Below are 409 nucleotides of genomic sequence, written 5' to 3'. Positions count from 1 at the left end.
GCGCGCGGGTCGTTTTCCGGGTGGGTCTGCACGCCGACGAAGATGTGCGCTTCGCGATCGGTATGGTAGCGGTAGTTGAATTCGGTGATCTGGCGTTTACCGATGGCTTTGCAGAAGGCTTTGAAGCTGCCCGGCTTCTCGGGAATGGTCACCGCGATGATCGCTTCGCGGCCTTCGCCCAGCTCGGCACGTTCGGCGACGTGGCGCAGGCGGTCGAAGTTGACGTTCGCCCCGGAGTCGATGGCCACTAGGGTCTGGCCGCTGACGCCGTACAGCTCGACGTATTTCTTGATCCCGGCCACGCCCAGCGCGCCGGCAGGTTCAGTGATCGAGCGGGTGTCGTCGTAGATGTCCTTGATCGCCGCACAGATTTCATCGGTGTTGACGGTGATCACGTCGTCGACGTAAT

General features: G+C 61.9%; 1 pseudogene. It reads right to left on the bottom strand.

What is annotated here, in order from left to right:
• Positions 1 to 409 (bottom strand): annotated as a pseudogene (locus K0F75_RS25655) (threonine ammonia-lyase, biosynthetic); the annotation flags it as partial.

This window comes from Pseudomonas sp. UMAB-08, assembly GCF_900095225.1.
GTDB lineage: Bacteria > Pseudomonadota > Gammaproteobacteria > Pseudomonadales > Pseudomonadaceae > Aquipseudomonas.
The sequence above is the reverse complement of the archived record's forward strand: the minus strand, read 5'-3'. Positions and strand labels throughout refer to the sequence as shown.